We start from the raw sequence: 23,991 nt of genomic DNA on the forward strand, positions 1-23,991 counted from the left end.
CGCGTTGCCCTTTCGGGTGTGGGTGGCCGGGGGTCGGCCGGGTTATCGGTCCCCGAAGATCGTGCGGTGCCAGTCCTTCCGGGCGACCGCGGTGTTGTCGTACATGACGTGCTTGACCTGCGTGTACTCCTCGAAGGAGTACGAGGACATGTCCTTGCCGAAGCCACTGGCCTTGTATCCGCCGTGCGGCATCTCGCTGATGATCGGGATGTGGTCGTTGACCCAGACGCAGCCCGCCTTGATCTCGCGGGTGGCGCGGTTGGCGCGGTACAGGTCGCGGCTCCAGGCGGAGGCGGCGAGTCCGTACGGGGTGTCGTTGGCGAGGCGGATGCCCTCGTCCTCGGTGTCGAAGGGCAGCACCACCAGGACCGGGCCGAAGATCTCCGACTGGACGATCTCGCTGTCCTGGGCGGCCCCGGCGACCAGGGTCGGCCGGTAGTAGGCGCCGGCCGCCAGTTCGCCGCCGGGTGCCTCGCCGCCGGTGACGACGGTGGCATAGGCGCGGGCGCGCTCGACGAATCCGGCGACCCGGTCCCGCTGGGCGTGGCTGATCAGCGGGCCGAGGTCGGTCGCCTGGTCGAAGGGGTCGCCGAGCCGGACGGTCTCCATGAGCGCGGCGACACCCTGGACGAAGGCGTCGTACAGCGGGCGCTGGACGTAGGCACGGGTGGCCGCGGTGCAGTCCTGGCCGGTGTTGATGAGCGCTCCGGCGACCGCGCCGTTGACCGCGGCCTCGAGGTCGGCGTCGTCGAAGACCACGAAGGGGGCCTTGCCGCCGAGTTCGAGGTGGAGGCGCTTGACGGTGGAGGTGGCGATCTCCGCGACCCGCTTGCCGACGGCGGTGGAGCCGGTGAACGAGGTCATGACCACGTCCGGGTGACCGACGAGGTGCTCCCCGGCGTCCTTGCCCGCGCCGGTCACGATGTTGATCACACCGTCGGGGATGCCCGCCTCGGTGGCCGCCTGGGCGAACATCAGCGAGGTCAGCGGGGTGATCTCGGCGGGCTTGAGGACGATGGTGTTGCCGGCGGCGACGGCCGGGAGGATCTTCCAGGCGGCCATCTGGAGTGGGTAGTTCCAGGGCGCGATGGAGCCGACGACGCCGATCGCCTCACGGCGTACGTACGAGGTGTGGTCGCCGTCGTACTCGGCGGCCGACTTGCCCTCCAGGTGGCGGGCGGCGCCGGCGAAGAAGGAGGTGTTGTCCACGGTGCCGGGCACGTCGAACTCGGTGGAGAGCTTGATCGGCTTTCCGCACTGGAGGGACTCCACGTACGCGAAGTCGTCGGCCTGCTCGGCGAGGACGGCGGCGAAGCGGTGCATCGCCTCGGACCGCTCGGCGGGCGTCGCGCCCGACCAGCCGGGGAACGCCTCGCGGGCGGCTGCCACGGCGGCGTCCACGTCGGCGGTGCCCGCCAGCTCGTAGCTGTAGACGGTCTCGCCCGTCGCCGGGTTCACCACGTCGTGGTGACGTCCCGATGTTCCGGACCGCAGCTTTCCGCCGATGTACTGTGCGCCGTCCGCGAAGCGGTCCCGCACCTGGATGCCGTTGCCCATGACGATCTCCTCCGCCGCGTGCCCGGAGTGCGGGGACGGCGTAGCCTCTGCTCGATTTGAGTGCCGATCCTGACAGAGGGGATCAACCCCAACAAGTGATTCCGTTGTTGCCTTTTGGTTACGCGACGGAATCTGTCGACCATGTGTCGCGTCGGTGCGGAATTCCCCGTACGTAGTGTCAGTGGCGGATGCCAGAATCGCATGTCATGGAACACATGGACGATCTCCTCGCGCGGACCGCGCGCGGCGAGAAGGTGAAGTATCTGCACTTCTGGGGGCACCGTCCCCGGCCCGACGGACGCATCGGTTCGAGCTGCCTCAGTCAGTGGTGGCCGTCGCCCTTCACGGTCGACGGCGTGAGGTACGCGTCGGCCGAGCACTGGATGATGGCCGCCAAGGCCCGCCTGTTCGGCGACGCGGAGTCGGAGGCCGCGGCGCTGGCGGCGAAGAGCCCGGCGGCGGCGAAGAAGGTGGGCCGGCTGGTCCGCGGTTTCGACGACGCGGTGTGGGAGCGCGAGCGGTTCGCGCTGGTGGTGGCCGGCAGCGTGCACAAGTTCGGCGGCGATCCGGAGCTGCGGGAGTTCCTGCTGAACACCGGGGACCGGGTGCTGGTCGAGGCGAGCCCCATGGACCGGGTCTGGGGCATCGGACTGGCGGCGGACGACCCGCGGGCGGAGAACGCGGCGAGCTGGCGGGGGCTGAATCTGCTGGGGTTCGCGCTGATGGACGCGCGGGCGGAGCTGCGCGCCTCATGAGGCGGCCCGGACACCCGATGGCCCGGCGGGCCGGGATCCGGCCCCGCCGGGCCATCGGCAGGAACTGCGGCGCCGGTGCCGCGGGGGTTCCGGCACCGGCGCCCGAGACTTGCTATCGGTTGACCTCGACGACCAGGGACGTGGAGTAGGGGTCGTCGTTGTAGCCGCTGTCCTCGAATTCACTGGCGTGGGTGGCGAACAGCCAGATGAAGAAGCTGATGATCGCCACACCGAAAACGATGCCGATGGATCCCATGATGATCCCGGCGAGCGCCTGACCGCTGTTGGTGGCCTCGCCTCGCTGCACCCGCTTGCGGCCGAGGATGCCGAAGATCAGGGCCAGTGCGCCCAGGATCAGGCTGGGTATCCCGTAGATGCAGAACATGCAGATGGCCAGGATGCCGAGCACCATGGCCGCGGTGCCCATGCCATTGGAGGGCGGCGGGCTGCCCCAGGGCGCCTGGTTGTAGCCGGGGTATCCCGGGTAGCCGCCGTACTGCGGGGCCGGTGCTGCCGGGTAGCCGTACTGTCCCGCGACCGGCGGGACCTGCTGGCCCGGTCCGTTCGGTCCGACCGGCGGCGGCGGTACCTCCCCGGGAACGGGACCGGGACCGAATCCGGCTCCGGGCACCGGCCCGGTCTGCGCCGGCGAACCGAATCCCGGCGGCGGTGCGTCGGTCTGAGCGGGCCCCTCCCCGACGCCCGGCATCGAGGTGACCGTGGGCTGATTGTGCACAGCGGGCGGGCGAGGGTCACCGGCCGGCTTCTCCAGCGGCACCTTGCTGTCCGGCGGAGCCCACGGATCGCGCGGCGCGGACCCGCCCGCGGACCCGCCCGCGGGCTGCTCTGTGTTGTCTGACATGTGCCTCCCCCATCGTGATCCCGTCATGCTACGGCCCCTCTGCCCACCGGCGGACCCGGCCTACGATGATGCCCGTCCCCTGCCCGGCCGACCGTGCCCGGCACCGAACCGCCCCACGCCCCGGAGAGTCCGATGACCGATCTGCACCCCTTCATCGCGGGGCTGCCCAAGGCCGAACTGCATGTCCACCATGTCGGTTCCGCTTCGCCCCGTATCGTCGCCGAGCTGGCCGCGCACCACCCCGACTCCAAGGTCCCCACCGACCCCGAGGCTCTCGCCGACTACTTCACCTTCACGGACTTCGGGCACTTCATCGAGGTGTACCTCTCCGTCGTGGACCTGATCCGCACCCCGGAGGACGTCCGCCTGCTGACCTTCGAGGTCGCCCGCGACATGGCGCGGCAGAACATCCGTTACGCGGAACTGACGGTGACCCCGTTCAGCTCGACCCGGCGCGGCATCCCGGAGCAGGGGTTCATGGAGGCGATAGAGGACGCCCGCAAGGCCGCCGAGGCGGAGCTCGGGGTCGTTCTGCGCTGGTGCTTCGACATTCCCGGCGAGGCCGGACTCGAATCAGCCGAGGAGACCGCCCGGCTCGCCGTGGACCTCCGTCCCGAGGGCCTCGTCTCGTTCGGTCTCGGCGGCCCGGAGGTCGGCGTGGAGCGCCCGCAGTTCAAGCCCTGCTTCGACCGGGCGATCGCCGCGGGCCTGCACTCCGTGCCGCACGCCGGAGAGACCACCGGGCCGCAGACCGTCTGGGACGCCCTGACCCATCTGCGCGCCGAGCGCATCGGCCACGGCACCAGCTCCGTCCAGGACCCGAAGCTGCTGGCCCACCTCGCCGAGCACCGCATCGCGCTGGAGGTATGCCCGACCTCGAACATCGCGACCCGGGCGGTGGCGGACATCGAGCAGCACCCGGTCAAGGAGATGGTGGAGGCGGGCGTACTGGTCACCATCAACAGCGACGACCCGCCGATGTTCGGCACGGACCTCAACAACGAGTACGGGGTGGCCGCCCGTCTCCTCGGTCTCGACGAGCGGGGTCTCGCCGCACTCGCGAAGAACGCGGTCGAGGCGTCGTTCCTCGACGCGGCCGGCAAGCGGAGGCTGGCCGCCGAGATCGACACGTACACGACGAACTGGCTGGAGCGCGCGGGCCGGTGACCCCGGTGGTCACAATGGCCCCATGGTCACCTCAGTCACCGCCGTGGCCCACCGCGGCGATCCCTACCGTGTCCGCGAGAACACGCTCCCCTCGATCCGCTCCGCCCTCGGACGAGGGGCGGACGCGGTCGAGATCGACGTACGGGTCACCCGCGACGGCGTACCGGTCCTGCTGCACGACGCCACGCTGAAGCGGCTGTGGGGCCACGAGGTGCGGCTCGACCGGCTGACCCACGAGGAGCTCACCGAGCTGACCCGGGGCGGTGTGCCCACCCTGCGCGAGGCGCTGCTCGCCGCCGGGGCGCACCGCGTCATGGTCGATCTGCCGGGCTCCACCGACGGCTCCGTCAAGAAGATCGTCGGCGTGGTGCACGAGTGCGGGGCCGGCGAGCGGGCGTACTACTGCGCCGGTCCCGACGCCATGCTCCGGGTGCGGGCCGCCGACCCGAACGCCGAGATCGCCATGACCTGGACGACCCTCGCGCCGCCGCGCGCCACGCTGCTCGACGCGGTGCGGCCGCGCTGGCTGAACTACCGGTTCGGCCTGGTGGACCGGGAGCTGACGGACCGGCTGCACCGGGACGGGCTGCTGGTCTCCGCCTGGACGGCCGACACCAGGCGGACCATGCGCCGCCTCGTCCGGCACGGTGTCGACTCGATCACCACCAACCGGATCGACGTCCTGCGCGACGTCATCGCCAACTCCCCGGCGGACGGCTCTCCCTGACCGGTCCGGCATCATGGGCCTGCCCCATCGTCCGTGATGCCGGGCCCGGAGCAGGAGGAGCAGCGACGTGACCGATCCCCGCACCACCCCCGTTCCCGGCCGGGTCCGTTCCGACGTCGCCCACAACGCGCGGGTCTGGAACCACTGGCTCGGCGGCACCGACAACTACCCGGTGGACCGTGCGGTCGGCGACCGGGTCACCGGCATGTACCCGAGCATCGGCGAAGTGGCGCGCGCCGACCGGGCGTTCCTTGGGCGGGCGGTGGGGTATCTGGCCGGTGAGGCGGGGATCAGGCAGTTCCTGGACATCGGCACCGGTCTGCCGACCGCGGACCACACCCACGAGGTCGCCCGGCGCACCGCGCCCGACTGCCGTGTCGTGTACGTCGACAACGACCCGGCCGTGCTGGCGCACGCCCGCGCACTGCTCGCCGGCTCGCCGCAGGGCGCCACCGAGTACGTCGACGCGGACGCCCGCGACCCGGAGCGGATCCTGCGGGCCGCACGGCCGACCCTCGACCTGGAGCGGCCGGTCGCGGTCCTGCTCCTGGGCATCCTGAACTTCGTCCTCGACACGGCAGAGGCCCGCCGCATCGTGCGCACGCTGATGGACGCGGTGCCGTCCGGCAGCCATCTGGTGCTCACCCACCCCACCCTGGAGCTGGGCGGCGAGGCCAACGAGGCGGCGATGCGGTTCTGGAACGAGAACGCCACGCCGCCGATCACCGCCCGCGGCCGCGCCGAGTTCGCCGCCTTCCTGACAGGGCTCGACCTGGTGGAGCCGGGCATCGTGTCGTGCGCGCACTGGCGCGCCGGGCCCGGTGCGGTACGGGTCGCCCAGTTCGGCGCGGTGGCGCGGAAGCCCTGACGGCGCCGGTCCGATGCGGATACGAGACATCCTGGCGAGAGTGCCGGGACACGCCCTGGGAGCCGGCCCTCGCGGCGCCGACCTGCTCATCGCGCTGCTGGTCCAGGCCGCCATGACCATACCGTTCGTCGTCCCGCGCGCCCCGGAGCTGCCGGACGCGACGTGGCCGGCGTACGGGCTGACCACCCTGATGGTGCTGCCGCTGGTGGCCCGCCGCCGGGCTCCGGTCATGATCCTCATCGCGGTGCTGGCGGCCGGCGCCCTGTACAGGTTCACCGTCGACGGGCCGGGCCAGCCGCTCCCGTACACCGGCCTGGTGGCGTTCTACACGGTGGCCGAACTCTCCTCTCCGCCGAAGCGGATCGGGATCGCGGTGCTCACGGCGCTGGCGGTGCTGATCTCGGTCGGACTGGGCAGCAACGACATGCGGGAGCTGCTCTTCTCCCTGTTCGTGTTCGCGGCGGCCTACGCCTTCGGCCGGCTCACGGTGACGCGCAAGGCCTATCTGCGCGCGGTGGAGGACCGGGCCCGTCAGCTGGAGCTGACGCACCGGATCGAGGCCGAACAGGCCGCGGCCCGCGAACGGGCCCGGATCGCCCGGGAGATGCACGACATCCTGTCCCATGCGGTGAGCCTGATGATCGTGCAGGCGGAGGCCGGTCCGGTGGCGGTCCGCACGGCGCCGGAGCGTGCCGAGGCGGCCTTCGACGCGATCTCGGAGACGGGCCGGGACGCGATGGTCCAGTTGCGCCGGATGCTCGGTGTGCTGCGCGAGAACGAGGGCTCGCCCGACGTGCCGCGGGAGCCCCAGCCCGCGCTGGCCGAACTGCCCGGTCTCGTGGAGCGGGTACGCGGCAGCGGTCCGGCGGTCTCGTACGAGGTCACGGGGCATCCCCGCCCGCCGGGCCTGGCGGTCGAGGCAACCGTCTACCGGATCGTGCAGGAGGCCCTGACGAACGTGGTCAGGCACGCGGACGCGGCCACGGTCCGTGTCCGGCTGGATCACGGCCCCGAGGCACTGACCCTCACCGTCACCGATGACGGACGGGGCCCCGGCGGCGGCTCCGGGCTGGGGCTGGTCGGCATCCGGGAACGTGCCGCCGCGCACGGTGGCACGGCCCGGACCGGCGCCGGTCCGGGCGGCCGGGGGTTCCGGGTCCGGGTGACGATTCCGCGGACGCGGCCGGAGCCGGGGACGGGGACGCGGCAGGAGCGGGAGACGGAACAACGGACAGGAGCGGGAAGTTGACGATCCGTGTGGTGGTGGCCGATGACCAGGAGTTGGTGCGCAGCGGCTTCGCGATGATCCTGGACGCGCAGCCGGACATCGAGGTGGTGGCCGAGGCGGGGGACGGCCGGGCGGCGGTCGAAGCGGTACGGCGGCTGGCGCCCGAGGTGGCACTGCTCGACATCCGGATGCCCGGCACGGACGGCATCGAGGCCTGCCGCACCATCAGCGCCGAGACCGGCTGCCGGACGGTCATGCTGACCACCTTCGACTCCGACGAGTACGTCTACGAGGCGCTGCACGCGGGCGCGAGCGGTTTCCTGCTCAAGGACGTCCGCCGCGACGACCTGGTGCACGCGGTACGGGTGGTGGCGGCCGGGGACTCGTTGCTGGCTCCTTCGGTGGCGCGCCGGCTGATCGCCGAGTACACCTCTCGCCCGCCCGCCACGGCCGTGGCACCGTCGGCGCGCCTGGACGTACTGACCGCCCGGGAGCACGAGACGCTGCTGCACCTGGCCCGCGGGCTGTCGAACGCGGAGATCGCGGCGGCGCTGGTCGTCAGCGAGCACACGGTGAAGACCCATGTCGGCAATGTGCTGTCCAAGCTGGGTCTGCGCGACCGGATCCAGGCGGTGATCTGTGCGTACGAGTGCGGCGTCGTCACTCCCTCTCCGGAGGGAGGGCCGGCCTCCGGCTCCCCCGCGCAGGGGAGGAAGCCTCCCTCCGGGAAACCCCCGGCCGGGGGATCCGACCGGGCGCGCTGATCAGCAGGATGGAATCCGCCAGCAGTTGAGGATTCCACGCCCGGGAGGCACCGGACATGAACACCCGCACGTCCCGCACCGTCGTCGCAGCAGCCCTGGTCCTCGGCATCGCCGCGGGCCCCGCCGCACCGGCCCTGGCGGCGGCCGGTACCCCGGCGGCCACGGGCCACGCCGCGCAGCAGGAACCCGCCCGGGAGGCTCCGGACGCCGGGGCGCTGCGGGCCGCGATCCAAGGGCTCCCGAAGGACGACGCCACGGCCGCGCTGGTACGGATCTCGGGCACCGGGGGCGGCTGGCGGGGCAGCTCCGGCGTCCACGACCTGGCCTCCGGGCAGCCGGCGGACCCGGACGGCCGCTTCCGGGCCGGTTCGGTCACCAAGGTCTTCACGGCGGCCGTCGTGCTGCAACTGGCCGGGGAGGGCAGGATCGGCCTGGACCGTCCGGCCCGGCACTATCTGCCGGACCTGATCCCGGCGGCGTACGGGAAGGTCACGGTGCGCCAGCTGCTGAACCACACGAGCGGCATCCCGTCCGTCGGCTCGGGCGGCGACACCCTGGAGGAGTGGTACGCGCACCGCTTCGACCTGCACGACGCGGCGGAGGCCGTACGCGAGGCCACCGCGCACCGGCCGGACTTCGCGCCCGGCGCCCAGCAGCACTACGCAAACATCGGGTACACCGTGGCCGGCCTGCTGATCGAGCGGGTCACGGGTGACACGTACGCCTCGCAGGTCTCCCGCCGCATCCTGGAGCCCCTGCGCCTGAAGGACACGTATTTCCCCGGCACCGACCCGACGATCCGCGGGCCGCACAACCACGGCTACCAGCTCTTCGGCACGGCCGGCGAGCTGCGCGATGTGACGGTGTGGGGGGCGACGGACGCCTGGGCGGCGGGGGACCTGATCTCGACCACCGCCGATCTGGAGCGTTTCACCCGGGCGCTGTTCAGCGGGCAGGTGGTGCGCGGACCGCTGCTCCAGGAGATGTTCACGCTGCCCGGCGCATCGGTGCGCGAGTACGGCACGGGCAAGCCCGCCGCGTTCAGCGCGGGTCTCTCGGTGATGAGACTGGGCGGACGCGAGGTCTGGGGCAAGACGGGTGGCCGCTGGGGCTACAACACGGCCGTCGCGGCCACCCGTGATCTCTCCCGGACGCTCGTCTACAGCGTCAACGCGACGGACGCGAAGGGGGAGGACATGAATCCCACGGCGATGAACATAGTGGTGGCTGCCTTCGGCGCCCCGTCGGCCGGGTGACTCAGACCGCCGGAGCGGTCGTCGGAGCGGGCTCCGGAAGCGGGGTCCGCTCCATGGCTTCCAGCCGCTTGATCATGCGGCGCACGACGAGCAGCGGGATCACCCCGAAGACGCCGAACGACATGTCGATGACGGACCACCAGAAGGGGATTCCACGGATGGGCCCGCAGATCAGCGCGAGCGGGATGATCCCGGCGCAGGCGATCATGCCGAACTCGACGACCCAGATGTTGCGGACCGGATCGCGGTAGGGGCCGTAGAAGGCGACCGCGATGACGAGATGAGCGAAGGCCAGCCAGTCGGTGCCGTACAGCACGAAGGGGTGTTTCGCGTCGGCCTCGTCGAGGCCGGTACGGACCTTGGTGATCCACTCCATCAGTGCCGGGAAGTGCTCCGGCACAGGAGAGGCCGAGGACCTCAACAGATCCTCGGCCCAGTGGAGTTCATGGACGAGCGGGAAGGCGGTCAGCCCGCTCAGGACCAGACAGACGATAAAGACGGCCAACCACACGCGTATGCGCCTCAGCAGGGCTCTTCGCTCGCTCATGTCCGCAGCGTACGCCCGCGTTTACCGGCCCTTTACGCCACCCCTGGTACGGCTCACAGCCCGACGATGGAGTTCCATTTCTTCGCGAACTCGGTGCGTTCCTCGGACGTGACGTCGCGGGCGATCACGAGCCTCTTGCGCATCGCGTCGTCGGGGAAGATCAGCGGGTCCTCGGCGAGTGCGGCGGTCTCCTCGTCCTTGGCGGAGGCCAGCACCTCGCGGGCGGCCGGAACGGGGCAGACGTAGTTGACCCAGGTCGCCAGTTCGGCGGCGACCTCCGGCTCGTAGTAGTAGTCGATGAGCTTCTCCGCGTTGCGCTTGTGGCGCGCGAGGTTGGGGATCATGAGCGATTCCGACCAGAGCTCGGCCCCCTCCTCGGGAACGACGAACTCGATCTCCGGGTTGTCGGCCTGGAGCTGGATGACGTCGCCGGAGTAGGCCTGGCAGGCGAGCACATCGCCGGTCGACAGGTCCTTGATGTAGTCGTTGCCGGTGAAGCGGCGGATGTGCCGCTTCCTCACCAGCTTCTCGACCTGGTCGCACATCTGGTAGAAGTCGTCCCGCTGCCAGCGGGTGATGTCGACCCCGTTGCCCTGCATCAGCAGGGCGAAGGACTCGTCGAGCCCGGACAGCAGCGTCACCTTGCCGCGGAGGTCGTCCGCCCACAGATCGCTCAGGTGCTTGATCTCGCGGCCGAGCCTCTTGCGGTTGTACGCGATGCCGGTGATCCCGGACTGCCAGGGGACACTGTGCATCCGGCCCTTGTCGAAGGCGGGCGACCGCAGTTGCGGGTCCAGGTACTTGGCGACGTTCGGCTGCTTCGCCCGGTCCATCTCCTGCACCCAGCCCAGCCGGACGAACCGGGCGGACATCCAGTCGCTGATGACGACGAGGTCGCGGCCGGTCTCCTGGTGGTTCATCAGCGCCGGGCTGATCTTCCCGAAGAACTCGTCGTTGTCGTTGATCTCCTCGGTGTACGTGACGGAGATCCCGGTCCGCCTGCCGAAGGCGTCGAGGGTGGGCCGCTTCGACTGGTCCTCGTCATCGGTGTCGATGTAGAGGGGCCAGTTCGCGAAGTGCAGGGTGTGGTCGCTCGCCGAGGTGTCTCGTCCGGCGCGGTCACCGGGTTCCACATAGGCGGCGGGCACTCCGCAGCCGGCCAGCGTGACACCGGCCGCCGTGGCTCCGAGGGCGCGCAGCAGGGACCGGCGGGACATGGGGTTCTTCGGGGTTGCTCGCACCTGCGCAGGATGCCGGTCGGCCGGCGGGGCGGGCAATGGACCAACCGTCCAGCGGCACACGCTCCGTCCGCACACCCTGTCGATGCCGGGGAACGATTCGACGCCGGGGAACGGTGACGGCCCCGGGCGGGCGCCCGGGGCCGTGACCTGCCTGCTGACGGGATATCAGTCGTCGAGCGAGGTCATGACGTGCTTGATGCGGGTGTAGTCCTCGAAGCCGTATGCGGAGAGGTCCTTGCCGTAGCCGGACTTCTTGAAGCCGCCGTGCGGCATCTCGGCGACGAGCGGGATGTGGGTGTTGATCCACACGCAGCCGAAGTCGAGGTTCTTGGACATCCGCATGGCGCGGGCGTGGTCCTTGGTCCACACCGAGGAGGCCAGGGCGTACTCGACGCCGTTGGCGTACTCCACGGCCTGGGCCTCGTCCGTGAACTTCTGGACGGTGATGACCGGGCCGAAGACCTCGTGCTGGATGATCTCGTCGTCCTGCTTGAGGCCGGAGACGACGGTCGCGGCGTAGAAGTAGCCCTTGTCGCCGACCCGGTGGCCGCCCGCCTCGACCTTGGCGTGGGCGGGGAGGCGCTCGATGAAGCCGCTGACCTGCTTCAGCTGGTTGGCGTTGTTGAGCGGGCCGTACAGCACGTCCTCGTCGTCCGGCTGCCCCGTCTTGGTGTCGGCGGCGGCCTTGACGAGCGCGGTGACGAACTCGTCGTGGATGGACTCGTGGACCAGGACGCGGGTCGCGGCCGTGCAGTCCTGGCCGGCGTTGAAGTACCCCGCGACGGAGATGCCCTCGACGGCCTTGGCGATGTCGGTGTCCTCGAACACGACGACCGGGGCCTTGCCGCCGAGCTCCAGGTGGACCCGCTTGACGTCCTTGGAGGCGGACTCGGCGACCTGCATGCCGGCCCGTACCGAGCCGGTGATGGAGGCCATCGCCGGGGTCGGGTGCTCGACCATCGCACGGCCGGTGTCCCGGTCGCCGCAGATGACGTTGAAGACACCCTTGGGCAGGATCTGGCCGATGATCTCGGCGATCAGCACGGTCGACGCCGGGGTGGTGTCGGACGGCTTGATGACGACGGTGTTGCCTGCGGCGAGCGCCGGGGCGAACTTCCAGACGGCCATCATCATCGGGTAGTTCCACGGCGCGACCTGCGCGCAGACGCCGACCGGCTCGCGCCGGATGATGGAGGTGAGGCCCTCCATGTACTCCCCGGCCGAGCGGCCTTCGAGCAGCCGCGCCGCACCCGCGAAGAAGCGGATCTGGTCCACCATCGGGGGGACCTCTTCGGTGCGGGTGAGTTCGAGCGGCTTGCCGGTGTTCTCCGACTCGGCGGCGATGAGGTCCTCGGCGCGCTCCTCGAAGGCGTCCGCGATCTTCAGCAGGGCCTTCTGGCGCTCGGCGGGCGTGGCGTCGCGCCAGGCGGGGAAAGCGGCCGCGGCGGCGTCCATCGCGGCATCGACATCGGCCTGTCCGGAGAGCGGCGAGGTCGCGTAGACCTCTTCCGTCACCGGGTTGACCACATCGATGGTCCGCCCGTCAGCGGCGTCCCGGAACTCTCCGTTGATGTAGTTGCGCAGACGGCGCACCTCGGTGGTCACAACCACCCCTCCTGTCGACACGTCCAATGGGTGAGATGCCCAGGGTAGTCGCTCGGGTGTCGCTTTCGACATGCCCAACCGCCGTGAACTTCGGATTCAGTGAGATCTGGACCCTCAAACAACGAATTTCATCGATCTGGGGTTGCCAGACAGACGAGTCCCGGTGCACAGTGGATGCGTGGCCAGTCGCAGCGCAGACTCCAGGACCGGGAACGGATCGTCACCAGCGGTCGATGCCGTGTCCCTCGCAATCATCGAGCAGCTCCAGGAGGACGGGCGCCGTCCGTACGCCGCGATCGGCAAGGCCGTCGGCCTCTCCGAGGCGGCCGTGCGGCAGCGCGTCCAGAAGCTGCTCGATCAGGGCGTGATGCAGATCGTCGCCGTCACCGATCCCCTCACCGTGGGGTTCCGGCGGCAGGCGATGGTCGGCATCAATGTCGAGGGCGACCTCGATCCCGTCGCCGAGGCGCTGTCGGCCATGGCCGAGTGCGAGTACGTGGTGATGACCGCGGGCTCCTTCGACCTGATGGTGGAGATCGTCTGCGAGGACGACGACCACCTGCTGGAAACGATCAACAAACGCATCCGGACCCTCCCCGGCGTGCGCTCCACCGAGAGCTTCGTGTACCTGAAGCTCAAGAAGCAGACCTATATGTGGGGAACCCGATAGCCGTGAGCAAGGACCTCAGCCGAACCGCGTACGACCACCTGTGGATGCACTTCACCCGCATGTCGGACTACGAGAACGCGCCCGTTCCCACCATCGTGCGTGGCGAGGGCACCTACATCTTCGACGACCAGGGCAAGCGTTACCTGGACGGCCTGTCCGGCCTGTTCGTGGTCAACGCCGGTCACGGCCGTCACGAGCTCGCCGAGGCGGCCTACAAGCAGGGCCAGGAGCTGGGCTTCTTCCCGGTGTGGTCCTACGCCCACCCGAAGGCCGTCGAGCTGGCCGAGCGCCTGGCCGACTACGCACCGGGTGACCTCAACAAGGTCTTCTTCACCACCGGTGGCGGCGAGGCCGTGGAGACCGCCTGGAAGCTGGCCAAGCAGTACTTCAAGCTCCAGGGCAAGCCGACCAAGTACAAGGTCATCTCGCGTGCGGTCGCCTACCACGGCACCCCGCAGGGCGCCCTGTCCATCACCGGCCTGCCGGCCCTGAAGGCCCCCTTCGAGCCGCTGGTCCCCGGCGCGCACAAGGTGCCGAACACCAACATCTACCGCGCCCCGATCCACGGCGACGACCCCGAGGCCTTCGGCCGCTGGGCCGCCGACCAGATCGAGCAGGAGATCCTCTTCGAGGGCCCGGAGACCGTCGCCGCGGTCTTCCTGGAGCCGGTGCAGAACGCCGGTGGCTGCTTCCCGCCGCCGCCCGGATACTTCCAGCGCGTGCGCGAGATCTGCGACAAGTACGACGTGCTGCTCGTCTCCGACGAGGTCATCTGCGCCTTCGGCCGCCTCGGCACGATGTTCGCCTGCGACAAGTTCGGCTACGTGCCGGACATGATCACCTGCGCCAAGGGCATGACCTCGGGCTACTCCCCGATCGGTGCCTGCATCGTCTCGGACCGCATCGCCGCGCCGTTCTACGAGGGTGACAACACCTTCCTGCACGGCTACACCTTCGGTGGCCACCCGGTCTCCGCGGCGGTCGGCCTCGCCAACCTCGACATCTTCGAGCGCGAGGACCTCAACCAGCACGTCCTGGACAACGAGAACGCGTTCTTCACGACGCTGCAGAAGCTCCTCGACCTGCCGATCGTCGGCGACGTCCGCGGCAACGGCTTCTTCTACGGCATCGAGCTGGTGAAGGACAAGGCCACCAAGGAGACCTTCACCGACGAGGAGACCGAGCGCGTCCTGTACGGCTTCCTCTCCAAGGCGCTGTACGACAACGGTCTGTACTGCCGGGCCGACGACCGCGGCGACCCGGTCGTCCAGCTCGCGCCGCCGCTGGTCTCCGACCAGTCGACGTTCGACGAGATCGAGGGCATCCTGCGCACCGTCCTCACGGAGGCGTGGACCAAGCTCTGACCGGCACGACGGCCGGCCGACCACGGATCGGCCGCCGGTCGGCTGCCCGGCCGTCCGTCCGGCGGGTCAGGGGCTCCCGCGCCCCCCGGCCCGTCGGACAGGCCTTTCCGGCTTGACCCTCGTTTGACCACTGCTTGACCGGCTTCCAGCCGTCATCCTCATACGGTCCGCACGGCCCGGATGCGCCCATTCGAGTGGGAAGGGACGCATCCGGGCCGTGTGCTGTGCGCTCACCGCGGTTCGAATCCTTACGGTGCCGAGTGACCGATCGGCCCTCTCTTCGTTCCCCCGTACGGGGGACGGGAATTACGATCTGAACCGAGGTGTACGCCATGGTGGCCCCGCCGGACAACGACGTGATCTGGGCGCGTTCCCTGCACCATTCCCACAACGGCTCACCCGCGCTCGGCGGCGTCTCCCTGGGCGTCCGCGACGGCGAGATCCTCGCCGTGACCGGCCCCCGGGGCTGCGGCAAGACGACCCTGCTGCACTGTCTGTCCGGTCAACTGGTGCCCGAGCAGGGCGAGGTGTGGTTCAACAGCGTCCCCGTCCACACCATGGGACCCCGGTTGCGTGAACGGCTGCGCCGCGACAGGTTCGGCTGGATCGCCCCCGAGCCCCAGCTCGTGCCCGAGCTGAACACCTGGGAGAACACGGCCCTTCCGCTGCTGCTGCGCGGCGCCCCCCGCCGGGAGGCGAAGAAGGCCGCCCTGGAGTGGCTGGAACGGCTCGACATCGGCCCATGCGCCAAACAGCGACCGCACACCCTGCTCCAGGGGCAGCGCCAGCGGATCGCCGTGGCCCGCGCCCTGGCCGCCGCCCCCACGGTGATCTTCGCCGACGAACCGACCGCGACGCTGCACCGGAGCGACCGGACGCATGTGCTGCGCACCCTCACCAGCGCGGCCCGTTCGCACGGCATCACGATCGTGCTCGCCACCCATGACGCGGAGATCGCCGCCCTCGCCGACCGCACGGTCCCGCTGCTGGACGGCCGCCGCGTCGCCACCGTCGCCCTGCCCGCCGTGTCCGATACGGAAGGCCGCGCGGCGTGCTCGCTCTCCGTCTAGCCCGGGGTTCCCATCCGCTGGTCCTGCTGCGGCGGCTGCTGGTCGCCGCCGCCGCCGCCGGCGTCGGATTCCTGCTGCTGTGCACCCTGAGCTACGCGTCGGGGCACCCGGCGCACTCCACCGGGGCCGTGCTGCGCCTGCTGTGGTGCTTCGTGCCGCTCGCCGCCACCGTGCAGTTCGCGGTCGCGGTGGCACGTACGGACCCGAGCACCCGGCCACGCTCCGGACTGTCCGCGGTGGGCCTCGGGCCGGTCCGGCTCGCGGTGCTCGCCGCGGTCTCCACCGCCGTCTCCTGCACCCTCGGGTCGATGGTGGCGCTGCTGTTCTTCCTGCATCTGCGCGGTGATCTGTCCGGGCTGCCGTTCGACGGCGCGGCGGCCGGGCTGCTCGACGCCGACGCCCCGCTGCCGCTCGCCGCCGCGCTCGTGCTGCTGGCCCTGGTCCCGGTGGCCGCGGCGACGGCGAGCGCGCTCGCGATGCGCGCCGAGCCGGTCTCGACGGCGGCCCCGGACAACTCCTCCTCGGATGTCCTGACGGAGCCGGAGGCACCCGATCCGGCGGCGCCGCCGACGGGGCTGCCGTGGGGCGTGGCGCTGACCGCGGTCGGCCTCGCCGTGGAGGCGTACATGAGCCGGGGCGACGGCCACAGCCTGCTCCCGCTGCCCGGCAGGCTCGACGCCACCCCGGCCGGGATGCTGGCGGGATGGACGCTGACGGCGTTCGGGCTGGCCGTGGCGGGTCCGGGCCTGGCCCATCTGTGCGGGCGGCTGCTGCAGGCGGTGCGCCCCGGCGCCGTACGCCTGCTGGCGGGCCGGGTACTGATGGACGAGTCGCGCCGGATCGGCCGGCCGCTCGGTGTGGTCTGCGCGGTGCTCGCGGCGGCTGTCGGCGGATCCGCGCTGTACGGGGCGGGGGCACACCGCCTCGGCCCGCTCACGGCACTGGGCGCGGTACTCGTGCTCGGCTGCACGACGGCGACGCTGCTGACCTCGGCGCTGGAGGCGAGGCAGGCCCGCGCGCAGACGGCGCAGGCGCTACTGCGGCTCGGCGCCCCGGCATCGGCGCTGCGGGCCGCGACGGCCCTGCGCGCCGCCGCACTGCTGCTCGTCTTCGCCCCGCTGACCTGGCTGGTCGCGGAGCTGGCCGCACTGCCACTGACGGCCTGAGGACGCGCGCCGCGGCCCGGGGCCGGTCCGGCGGCCGCTACGTAGCATGACAGCGTGGACAATCCGGACAACACCAGTTCCCTGCCCGGCCCCGAGATCGAGTCGCTCGCCGAATTCGACGAGGCGGTCGCCTCGGGGACGCTGGCCGGACACCGGATCCAGTCCATCGACCTGACCGGCCGGGGCGCCGCCCTGCTGGCCGCGGATACGTCCGGCGCCGTCTTCCTCGGCTGCCGGATGGAGCCCGGGGCGGCGGCGAAGGTGCGGGCCGACGGCGCGTTCGTCTTCCCGCCCGTGCCCGGACTCCCCTTCGATCCGTACCGCGGCAGGCTCTACTCCCCCGACGCGCTCTACGCGGGGCTGTCGGACGGCGGTTACGCGGCGACGCCCGACGCCCGCGCCTACCGCTGGTTCCAGCAGACGCGGGCGAACGGCGACACCTTCGCGTCGATGCTGCGGGCGCTCCACGACGACGCGGTCTCCGACGCGCTGGACGATTTCCTCGCCGGCGCCCGCGTGGTCGGGGTCATGGGCGGCCACGCGACCGCCCGCGGCAGCGCCCCGTACGCGGCCGCGGCCCGGCTGGGACGGACACTCGCCCGGAACGGCCTGACGGTGGCCACCGGCGGTGGGCCCGGCGCGATGGAGGCCGCGAACCTCGGGGCGTACACGGCGCCGCACCCCGATCCCGTGCTGGACGAGGCCTGCGCGCTGCTGGCCGCGGCGCCCTCGTTCACCCCGTCGGTCACCGACTGGGCGCTGGCCGCCTTCGACGTACGCGGGCGCTGGCCGGGCGGCGGCGGTTCCGTCTCGATCCCCACCTGGTTCTACGGGCACGAGCCGCCGAACCCGTTCGCGGACCGCATCGCCAAGTACTTCGCCAACGCGCTCCGCGAGGACGGACTGCTCACCCGGTCCACGGCGGGCGTGATCTTCCTGCCCGGCGCGGCCGGCACCGTACAGGAGATCTTCGACAACACGACGCCGAACTACTACGGCTCCCTCGGCGGGCCGACCCCGATGGTGCTGGTCGGCCGCGCCCACTGGACGCGCACGCTGCCCGCGTGGCCGCTGCTGCGCGCGCTGGCCGCCGGCCGGGCGATGGAGCCCCGGATCGCGCTCGTGGACACGGTGGACGAGGCCCCCGAGGCGCTCGCCCGGCTGTCGGCGAAACCGTAGGCCGGGGCCGGTTCAGAAGGACGCGAGCCGGGCCACGAGCGCGTCGAAGAACGCCTCCCAGCCGTCCTCGGCCGCCGCGTACTGCTCGGCCGTGAGGTTCCCGCCGCGCTGCTGGAAGACCATCTCGGTGGTGTTGTCGCCGCGGTCGGTGAAGGTGGCGGTGACGGTCTCGCCCTCGATGTCGGCGGGCGCGGAGGCGTCCTTCATCGTGAACACCAGCCGCTCCGGGGCCACCACCTCCCGGTAGACCCCGTGGAACGGCATCTCGACGCCCGGCACCACCATGACCAGGCTCCAGGCACCGCCAGGCCTGACGTCCATCGACAGCCGGTCGAGCGGCACCTCGGCGTCACCGCCGTACCAGGCCGCGAAGTGCTCGGGCGTCGTCCAGGCCTCGAAGACCCGTTCCCGCGGGGCCTGGAGGATGCGGGTGATGTCGATGCCCTCGCGTGCTGACTCGGTCATGTCCCTGTCCTTCCCGGAGTCGTTCCGGTTCTGCTGCACGGCCCCGGGGCTGTCCGCGAGGACGTGCCGGAGGTCCCCGGGGCGGCCGGAGCCGCGCTCCGGGGCATCAGGCAATCGTCCGGCCGATGGCCGACTCCCGCGACCGGTGCCGCCTCCGGCTCGTCCGGTCCGGTGAACGCCGCAGGACGCGCCCGGTCAGGAGCGGGCGGGCAGGACGACGGTCTCCGCCGCCTCGAAGGCGACCCCGACCACCGCACCTTCCTCGGGGGCGTCCCGCAGCGCGCACTCCGCCTCCAGGACCGGACCGCTATGCGGTGTCAGCCGTACCGCGACGTGGTTGCCCCGGAACGTACGCGTCCCGACCACGCAGCGCAGCCCCTCGTCCGGGGCGCCGATCCGGACCCCGGCCGGACGCACCAGCAGATCGCAGGCCCCCTGCGGCGAGCCCTCGGGCACCGGCACCCTGCCCCACACCGTGTCGGCGACGGTGCCGGTCACCGTCGCCCCGACCACGTTGTCGAAGCCCAGGAACCGTGCGACGAAGGCGGAGGCGGGCCGCTGCCAGACCTCCAGCGGGGTGCCCGCCTGGGCGATCCGCCCGTCGCGCATCACCACCACACGGTCGGCCAGGGCGAACGCCTCGCCCTGGTCGTGCGTGACCGCCAGCACCGTCGTGCCCAACTGCCCGAAGAGCGTGCGCAGTTCGACGACGAGCCGCTCACGCAGACCGCGGTCGAGCTGGCCGAGCGGCTCGTCCAGCATCAGCAGCTTGGGCCGCGGGGCGAGGGCCCGCGCGAGGGCGACGCGCTGCTGCTCACCGCCGGACAGCGCGGCGACGGCGCGCCGTTCGGCGCCGGGCAGGCCCACCAGGTCGAGGAGTTCACCGACCCTGCGCTCCTGATCGCGGCGCGACACCCCGTGCATCCGCAGCCCGAACGCGACATTGGCGCCGACGTCCCGGTGCGGGAAGAGCTGGTGGTCCTGGAACATCAGGCCGAGACCGCGCCGGTGCACCGGCACCCCGGCCTGGTCCGCGCCGTCCAGCAGCACCCGGCCGCCGTCCGGCGGATGCAGCCCGGCGACCACCCGCAGCAGGGTGGACTTGCCGCTTCCGCTCGGCCCGAGCACACATACGATCTCGTGCTCGGCGACCTCCAGGTCCACCGCGTCCAGCGCCGCCCGCTCGCCGAAGCGAACCGTGGCCGATTCCAGTGTCAGCATCTCTAGAACTCCCCGGACCGGTCCGTGCGGATACGTTCGAGCAGCAGCAGCGAGACGGCGCAGACCACCATCAGGATGGTGCTGAGGGCCATCGCCTGGCCGTAGTTGAGCTCCCCGGCCCGCCCCAGCAGCCGGGCCACGGCGACCGGTAGCGTCGGGCGGTCGGGCCGTGCGATGAAGACCGTCGCGCCGAACTCACCGAGCGAGACGGCGAACGCGAAACCGGCCGCGACCAGCAACGCCCGTCGCACCAGCGGCAGATCGACCTCCCGCCAGGCCCGTAGCGGTGACGCCCCGAGCACCGCGGCCGCCTCCCTGAGCCGCCCGTCCACCGCGCGCAGGACGGGCAGCATGGTCCGTACGACGAAGGGCACACCGACCAGCGCCTGGGCGAGCGGCACCAGGATCCAGGAAGTCCGCAGATCCAGCGGCGGCTTGTCCAGGGTGATCAGGAAGCCGAAGCCAACGGTCACCGCGGACACCCCGAGCGGCAGCATCAGCAGCGCGTCGAAGCCGCGCACGAGCCGGCCGGCGCGCCGGGTCAGCGCCGCTGCGGCGAGCCCGCCGATGACCAGGGCGATGACCGTCGCGACCAGCGCGTACTGGAGGGAGTTCCAGATCGCTTCGAGCGGCGCGACCAGGAACGTACCGCCACCGGCGTCCACGGACGCCAGCGCGCGGTAGAAGTCGAAACCATGACCGCCGGCGGTGTCCAGCGAGCGCTCGACCAGTACCCCGAGCGGCAGCAGGATCAGCAGCAGGACGGTCAGCAGGACCCCGCAGAGCAGCGTCCACTGCCCGGCACCGCGCGGCCTGCGGGCGGTCCGAGCCGGGTCGACCAGTTTCAGCGCGGTCTCCCGGCGCCGTACGGTCCACGCGTGCACGGCGAGGATCGCGCCGACCGCGGCGAACTGCACCAGCGTCAGCACGGCGGCCGTCGGCAGGGCGAGCAGCTGCGCGGTCTGCCGGTAGATCTCCACCTCCAGCGTGGAGTACCCGGGACCGCCGAGGATCTGCACGACTCCGAAGGAGGTGAAGGTGAAGAGGAAGACCATCAGCGCGGCCGCGGCCACCGCGGGTGCGAGGGCCGGCAGGGTGACCCGCCGCCAGGCGGCGAACCGCCCCGCGCCCAGCACCCTGGCGGCCTCCTCCTGCCGGGGGTCGAGCTGGGCCCACAGCCCGCCGACCGTCCGTACGACCACCGCGTAGTTGAAGAAGACATGGGCGAGCAGAATCGCCCAGACGGTGGTGTCGAGCCGTACGCCCCAGAGTTCGTCGAGGAATCCACCGCGTCCCAGCAGCGCCAGGAAGGCCGTCCCCACGACCACGGTCGGCAGGACGAACGGCACCGTGACGACCGCCCGCAGCAGTTGTTTGCCGGGGAAGTCGAAGCGGGCGAAGACATAGGCGCCGGGCAGTGCGATCAGCAGGGTCAGCGCGGTCGAGGCGAGCGCCTGCCAGCTGGTGAACCAGAGGACGTCGCGGATGTCCGGCCGGGTCAGCACCTCGCCGATCCGGCCGAACTGCCAGACACCGTCCGCTTTCAGCCCACGGCCGACGATCGCGGCGACGGGGTAGGCGAAGAACAGCGCGAAGAACGCGACGGGCACGGCCATCAGGCCGAGCCGCACCGCGCTCGCGCGCCGGGCCTTCGCACGGGCCGACCGCGCGTGCACCGACCGGTCCCGAGGAGCCTTCCCGCCCTCGCCGTTCCCGCCGTTCCCGCTCGCGTCCGGTCCGCGTACGGGACTCTTCGTTACTTCACTACGAGCGAGGACCACGACTGGACCCACTGCTCACGGTTCTTGGCGATCAGGTCCGGGGCGACGGTCGTCGGCCGGTCCACCGTCGCGCCGAACTTCGTGAAGAGCTCCGGCAGCTTCGCGTCCTTGGCGACCGGATTCACGAACATGTTGAGCGGCATGTCCTCCTGGAACCTCTTGCTGATCAGGAAGTCCAGCAGGGCCTTGCCGCCCGCCTCGTTCTTCGCGCCCTTCAGCAGGCCCGCGAACTCGGTCTGGCGGAAGCAGGTCCCGGTGGCGACGCCGGTCGGCGCCTTCGCCGGCTGCGGCTTCGCGTACAGCACCTCGACGGGCGGGCTGGAGGCGTACGAGACGACGAGCGGCCGGTCGGCCTTGGCCTTCTTGCCGCCCGCGGAGCCGGAGAACTCCTCGTTGTACGCCTGCTCCCAGCCGTCGACGACCTTGACGCCGTTGCTCTCCAGCTTCTTCCAGTAGTCCTGGTAGCCCTTCTCCCCGTACGTGGCGATGGTGCCGAGGAGGAAGCCGAGGCCGGGCGACGAGGTCCCGGCGTTCTCGGTGACGAGAAGGTCCTTGTACGCGGGCTTCGCCAGGTCGTCGAAGGACTGCGGCGGCGCGAGCCTCTTGTCGGCGAAGTACTTCTTGTCGTAGTTGACGCAGATGTCGCCGGTGTCGATCGGGGTGACCCGGTGCCGGTCCGCGTCGAGCCGGGTGTCTGCCGCGACCCGGTCGATGCCCTTCGCCTCGTACGGCGTGAAGAGCCCGCTGTCGAGGGCGCGGGAGAGCAGCGTGTTGTCGACGCCGAAGAACACGTCGCCGCGCGGGGAGCCCTTGGTCAGGATCTCCTGGTTGAGCGCGACACCCGCGTCACCGCTCTTCAGCACCTTGACGGTGTAGCCGGTCTCCTTGGTGAACTCCTTCAGTACGTCCTTGGAGGCGTTGAAGGAGTCATGGCTGACGAGGGTCACGGTCTTGGAGCCCGAGCCCTTCGTGCCGCCGGAACCGGAGGCCGAGTCGTCGGAACTCCCGCACCCGGCGAGTGCGGTGGCGCCGAGTGCGGCGGCGACGGCCGATGCCGCGAGCTGCCTGGTCCTGCGCGTGGTGCTCATTGTGGATTCCTCCTGGGTTTTGGCCAGGAAGAGACGCGGCCCCACCCGCGAAAAGCGGGCAGGGCACAACAGCATGAGTTGATGACCGAACTTCCTACCCGGAATGACCCGGGCGAGGTTCAGAGGGTCTGCGGCCGACCTGTCCTCGGTGCCGCACTCTCAGCGCTGTGGCGCTCCCCTGTCGGAATATGAAGTTGATTTCAGGGCCAGGCTACACGGGCCTCGGCGCCTGTCCGGGAGTGGCCTCAGCGCTCGGCCGCCGCCAGCTGCCCGCAGGCCCCGTCGATCTCCTGGCCGCGGGTGTCCCGCACAGTCACCGGCACCCCGTGGGCCGCGATCGCCTCGACGAACGCCTTCTCGTCCTCGGGGCGCGAGGCGGTCCACTTGGAACCGGGCGTGGGGTTCAGCGGGATCAGGTTGACGTGGACCCGCTTGCCCTTGAGGAGCCGGCCGAGCCGGTCACCGCGCCACGCCTGGTCGTTGATGTCACGGATCAGCGCGTACTCGATGGAGATGCGGCGACCGGACTTCTCCGCGTACTCCCATGCGGCGTCCAGCACCTCGCCCACCTTCCACCGTGTGTTCACGGGAACGAGGGTGTCGCGCAGCTCGTCGTCCGGCGCGTGCAGCGAGACGGCGAGACGGCACTTGAAGCCTTCGTCCGCGAAGCGGAGCATCGCGGGCACCAGGCCCACGGTGGAGACGGTGATCCCGCGCTGCGAGAGCCCCAGCCCGTCCGGCTCGGGGTCGGTCAGCCGGCGGATCGCGCCGACCACCCTGTTGTAGTTGGCGAGCGGCTCGCCCATGCCCATGAAGACGATGTTGGAGAGCCGCGCCGGACCGCCGGGAACCTCCCCGTCGCGCAGCGCCCGCATCCCGTCGACGATCTGGTGGACGATCTCGGCGGTCGACAGATTGCGGTCGAGACCGGCCTGCCCCGTCGCGCAGAACGGGCAGTTCATCCCGCATCCCGCCTGAGAGGAGATGCACATCGTCACCCGCTCCGGGTAGCGCATCAGGACGGACTCGACGAGCGTCCCGTCGTGCAGCTTCCAGAGCGTCTTGCGGGTGGTGTCGTCGTCACAGCTGATGTGGCGGACCACCGACATCAGGTCGGGGAACATCGCCTCGGCGAGCTTGTCCCGCGATCCGGCCGGGATATTGGTCCACTCGGCCGGGTCGTGCGCGTACCGCGCGAAGTAATGCTGCGAGAGCTGCTGGGCGCGGAACGGCTTCTCGCCGATCGCGGCGACGGCTTCCTTGCGCTCGGCGGGCGTGAGGTCGGCGAGGTGCCGCGGCGGCTTCTTGGCTCCGCGGGGCGCGACGAAAGTGAGTTCTCCGGGCTTAGGCATGGTCCATCCAGTGTCGCAGACAGAACAGTGAGGGCCCGCCGTCCTGTGGACAGCGGGC

22 protein-coding genes and 1 riboswitch are annotated in these 23,991 nt (G+C 71.1%); of the genes, 12 read left to right on the plus strand and 10 right to left on the minus strand.

The window, feature by feature from the left end; all coding sequences use genetic code 11:
• Positions 1–42: 42 nt before the first annotated feature.
• Complete coding sequence (locus OG520_RS10620) at positions 43–1,557, minus strand: gamma-aminobutyraldehyde dehydrogenase (RefSeq protein ID WP_406013003.1); 1,515 nt, start codon at positions 1,555–1,557, stop codon at positions 43–45.
• 215 nt (positions 1,558–1,772) lie between these two features.
• Here OG520_RS10620 and OG520_RS10625 point away from each other — a divergent pair, with 215 nt between their 5' ends.
• Positions 1,773–2,312, plus strand: a complete 540-nt coding sequence (locus tag OG520_RS10625) for an NADAR family protein (protein WP_406016456.1) — start codon at positions 1,773–1,775, stop codon at positions 2,310–2,312.
• 112 nt (positions 2,313–2,424) lie between these two features.
• On the opposite strand, the gene OG520_RS10630 is transcribed toward OG520_RS10625, so the two are convergent.
• Positions 2,425–3,174, minus strand: a complete 750-nt coding sequence (locus OG520_RS10630) for a DUF4190 domain-containing protein (protein WP_406013004.1) — start codon at positions 3,172–3,174, stop codon at positions 2,425–2,427.
• Between the two features lie 132 nt (positions 3,175–3,306).
• Between OG520_RS10630 and OG520_RS10635 the strand changes: the two genes are divergently transcribed.
• The 6 genes from OG520_RS10635 to OG520_RS10660 all read left to right on the plus strand — a co-directional run bounded on the left by OG520_RS10635 (position 3,307) and on the right by OG520_RS10660 (position 9,184).
• Positions 3,307–4,341, plus strand: coding sequence for an adenosine deaminase (locus OG520_RS10635; RefSeq protein ID WP_399333088.1), 1,035 nt, complete (start codon positions 3,307–3,309; stop codon positions 4,339–4,341).
• 22 nt (positions 4,342–4,363) lie between these two features.
• Positions 4,364–5,068 carry a glycerophosphodiester phosphodiesterase gene (locus OG520_RS10640; protein WP_399333090.1) on the plus strand — a complete coding sequence of 235 codons (705 nt, stop codon included), beginning with the start codon at positions 4,364–4,366 and terminating at the stop codon, positions 5,066–5,068.
• Between the two features lie 67 nt (positions 5,069–5,135).
• Positions 5,136–5,936, plus strand: coding sequence for an SAM-dependent methyltransferase (locus OG520_RS10645; protein WP_406013005.1), 801 nt, complete (start codon positions 5,136–5,138; stop codon positions 5,934–5,936).
• A gap of 112 nt (positions 5,937–6,048) precedes the next feature.
• On the plus strand, positions 6,049–7,185 hold the full coding sequence (locus tag OG520_RS10650) for a sensor histidine kinase (RefSeq protein ID WP_406016457.1): 1,137 nt from the start codon (positions 6,049–6,051) through the stop codon (positions 7,183–7,185).
• Positions 7,182–7,928 (plus strand): response regulator transcription factor, encoded by a 747-nt coding sequence (locus OG520_RS10655; RefSeq protein ID WP_266427381.1) that lies wholly within the window; start codon positions 7,182–7,184, stop codon positions 7,926–7,928. Before OG520_RS10650 ends, OG520_RS10655 begins: the two co-directional genes overlap by 4 nt.
• A gap of 56 nt (positions 7,929–7,984) precedes the next feature.
• On the plus strand, positions 7,985–9,184 hold the full coding sequence (locus OG520_RS10660; RefSeq protein ID WP_406013006.1) for a serine hydrolase domain-containing protein: 1,200 nt from the start codon (positions 7,985–7,987) through the stop codon (positions 9,182–9,184).
• 1 nt (position 9,185) lies between these two features.
• On the opposite strand, the gene OG520_RS10665 is transcribed toward OG520_RS10660, so the two are convergent.
• From OG520_RS10665 to OG520_RS10675, 3 genes are all read right to left on the minus strand, one after another.
• Positions 9,186–9,731, minus strand: coding sequence for a hypothetical protein (locus OG520_RS10665; protein WP_266427378.1), 546 nt, complete (start codon positions 9,729–9,731; stop codon positions 9,186–9,188).
• A 53-nt stretch (positions 9,732–9,784) separates the two neighbouring features.
• On the minus strand, positions 9,785–10,948 hold the full coding sequence (locus tag OG520_RS10670) for a PotD/PotF family extracellular solute-binding protein (RefSeq protein ID WP_399333224.1): 1,164 nt from the start codon (positions 10,946–10,948) through the stop codon (positions 9,785–9,787).
• Positions 10,949–11,137: 189 nt separating this feature from the next.
• Positions 11,138–12,577 (minus strand): gamma-aminobutyraldehyde dehydrogenase, encoded by a 1,440-nt coding sequence (locus tag OG520_RS10675; RefSeq protein ID WP_406013007.1) that lies wholly within the window; start codon positions 12,575–12,577, stop codon positions 11,138–11,140.
• Between the two features lie 178 nt (positions 12,578–12,755).
• Between OG520_RS10675 and OG520_RS10680 the strand changes: the two genes are divergently transcribed.
• The 5 genes from OG520_RS10680 to OG520_RS10700 all read left to right on the plus strand — a co-directional run bounded on the left by OG520_RS10680 (position 12,756) and on the right by OG520_RS10700 (position 18,026).
• The gene (locus OG520_RS10680) at positions 12,756–13,247 is read left to right on the plus strand and encodes an Lrp/AsnC family transcriptional regulator (protein ID WP_030569493.1); all 492 of its coding nucleotides are present in this window, start codon (positions 12,756–12,758) and stop codon (positions 13,245–13,247) included.
• Positions 13,232–14,611, plus strand: coding sequence for an aspartate aminotransferase family protein (locus tag OG520_RS10685; protein WP_406013008.1), 1,380 nt, complete (start codon positions 13,232–13,234; stop codon positions 14,609–14,611). Before OG520_RS10680 ends, OG520_RS10685 begins: the two co-directional genes overlap by 16 nt.
• Positions 14,612–14,943: 332 nt before the next feature.
• Positions 14,944–15,681 carry an ABC transporter ATP-binding protein gene (locus tag OG520_RS10690; protein WP_406013009.1) on the plus strand — a complete coding sequence of 246 codons (738 nt, stop codon included), beginning with the start codon at positions 14,944–14,946 and terminating at the stop codon, positions 15,679–15,681.
• Positions 15,663–16,847: a hypothetical protein gene (locus tag OG520_RS10695; protein WP_406013010.1), complete on the plus strand. Its 1,185-nt coding sequence runs from the start codon at positions 15,663–15,665 to the stop codon at positions 16,845–16,847. The genes OG520_RS10690 and OG520_RS10695 overlap by 19 nt, the downstream gene beginning before the upstream one ends.
• Before the next feature lie 54 nt (positions 16,848–16,901).
• Positions 16,902–18,026 carry an LOG family protein gene (locus OG520_RS10700; RefSeq protein ID WP_406013011.1) on the plus strand — a complete coding sequence of 375 codons (1,125 nt, stop codon included), beginning with the start codon at positions 16,902–16,904 and terminating at the stop codon, positions 18,024–18,026.
• A gap of 12 nt (positions 18,027–18,038) precedes the next feature.
• Here OG520_RS10700 and OG520_RS10705 read toward each other — a convergent pair whose 3' ends face one another.
• From OG520_RS10705 to rlmN, 5 genes are all read right to left on the minus strand, one after another.
• Positions 18,039–18,491: an SRPBCC domain-containing protein gene (locus OG520_RS10705; protein ID WP_406013012.1), complete on the minus strand. Its 453-nt coding sequence runs from the start codon at positions 18,489–18,491 to the stop codon at positions 18,039–18,041.
• Between the two features lie 195 nt (positions 18,492–18,686).
• Positions 18,687–19,712 (minus strand): ABC transporter ATP-binding protein, encoded by a 1,026-nt coding sequence (locus OG520_RS10710; RefSeq protein ID WP_399333110.1) that lies wholly within the window; start codon positions 19,710–19,712, stop codon positions 18,687–18,689.
• Positions 19,713–19,714: 2 nt separating this feature from the next.
• Positions 19,715–21,328, minus strand: coding sequence for an ABC transporter permease (locus tag OG520_RS10715; RefSeq protein WP_399333226.1), 1,614 nt, complete (start codon positions 21,326–21,328; stop codon positions 19,715–19,717).
• 140 nt (positions 21,329–21,468) lie between these two features.
• Entirely contained in the window at positions 21,469–22,581 is a 1,113-nt protein-coding gene (locus OG520_RS10720; protein WP_406013013.1) for a thiamine ABC transporter substrate binding subunit, read from the minus strand.
• A gap of 73 nt (positions 22,582–22,654) precedes the next feature.
• A riboswitch (TPP riboswitch) is annotated at positions 22,655–22,771 on the minus strand.
• A 55-nt stretch (positions 22,772–22,826) separates the two neighbouring features.
• Positions 22,827–23,933 carry a 23S rRNA (adenine(2503)-C(2))-methyltransferase RlmN gene (rlmN, locus tag OG520_RS10725; RefSeq protein WP_093899078.1) on the minus strand — a complete coding sequence of 369 codons (1,107 nt, stop codon included), beginning with the start codon at positions 23,931–23,933 and terminating at the stop codon, positions 22,827–22,829.
• Positions 23,934–23,991 lie beyond the last annotated feature (58 nt).

It is taken from the genome of Streptomyces sp. NBC_00984 (assembly GCF_045162475.1).
GTDB lineage: Bacteria > Actinomycetota > Actinomycetes > Streptomycetales > Streptomycetaceae > Streptomyces.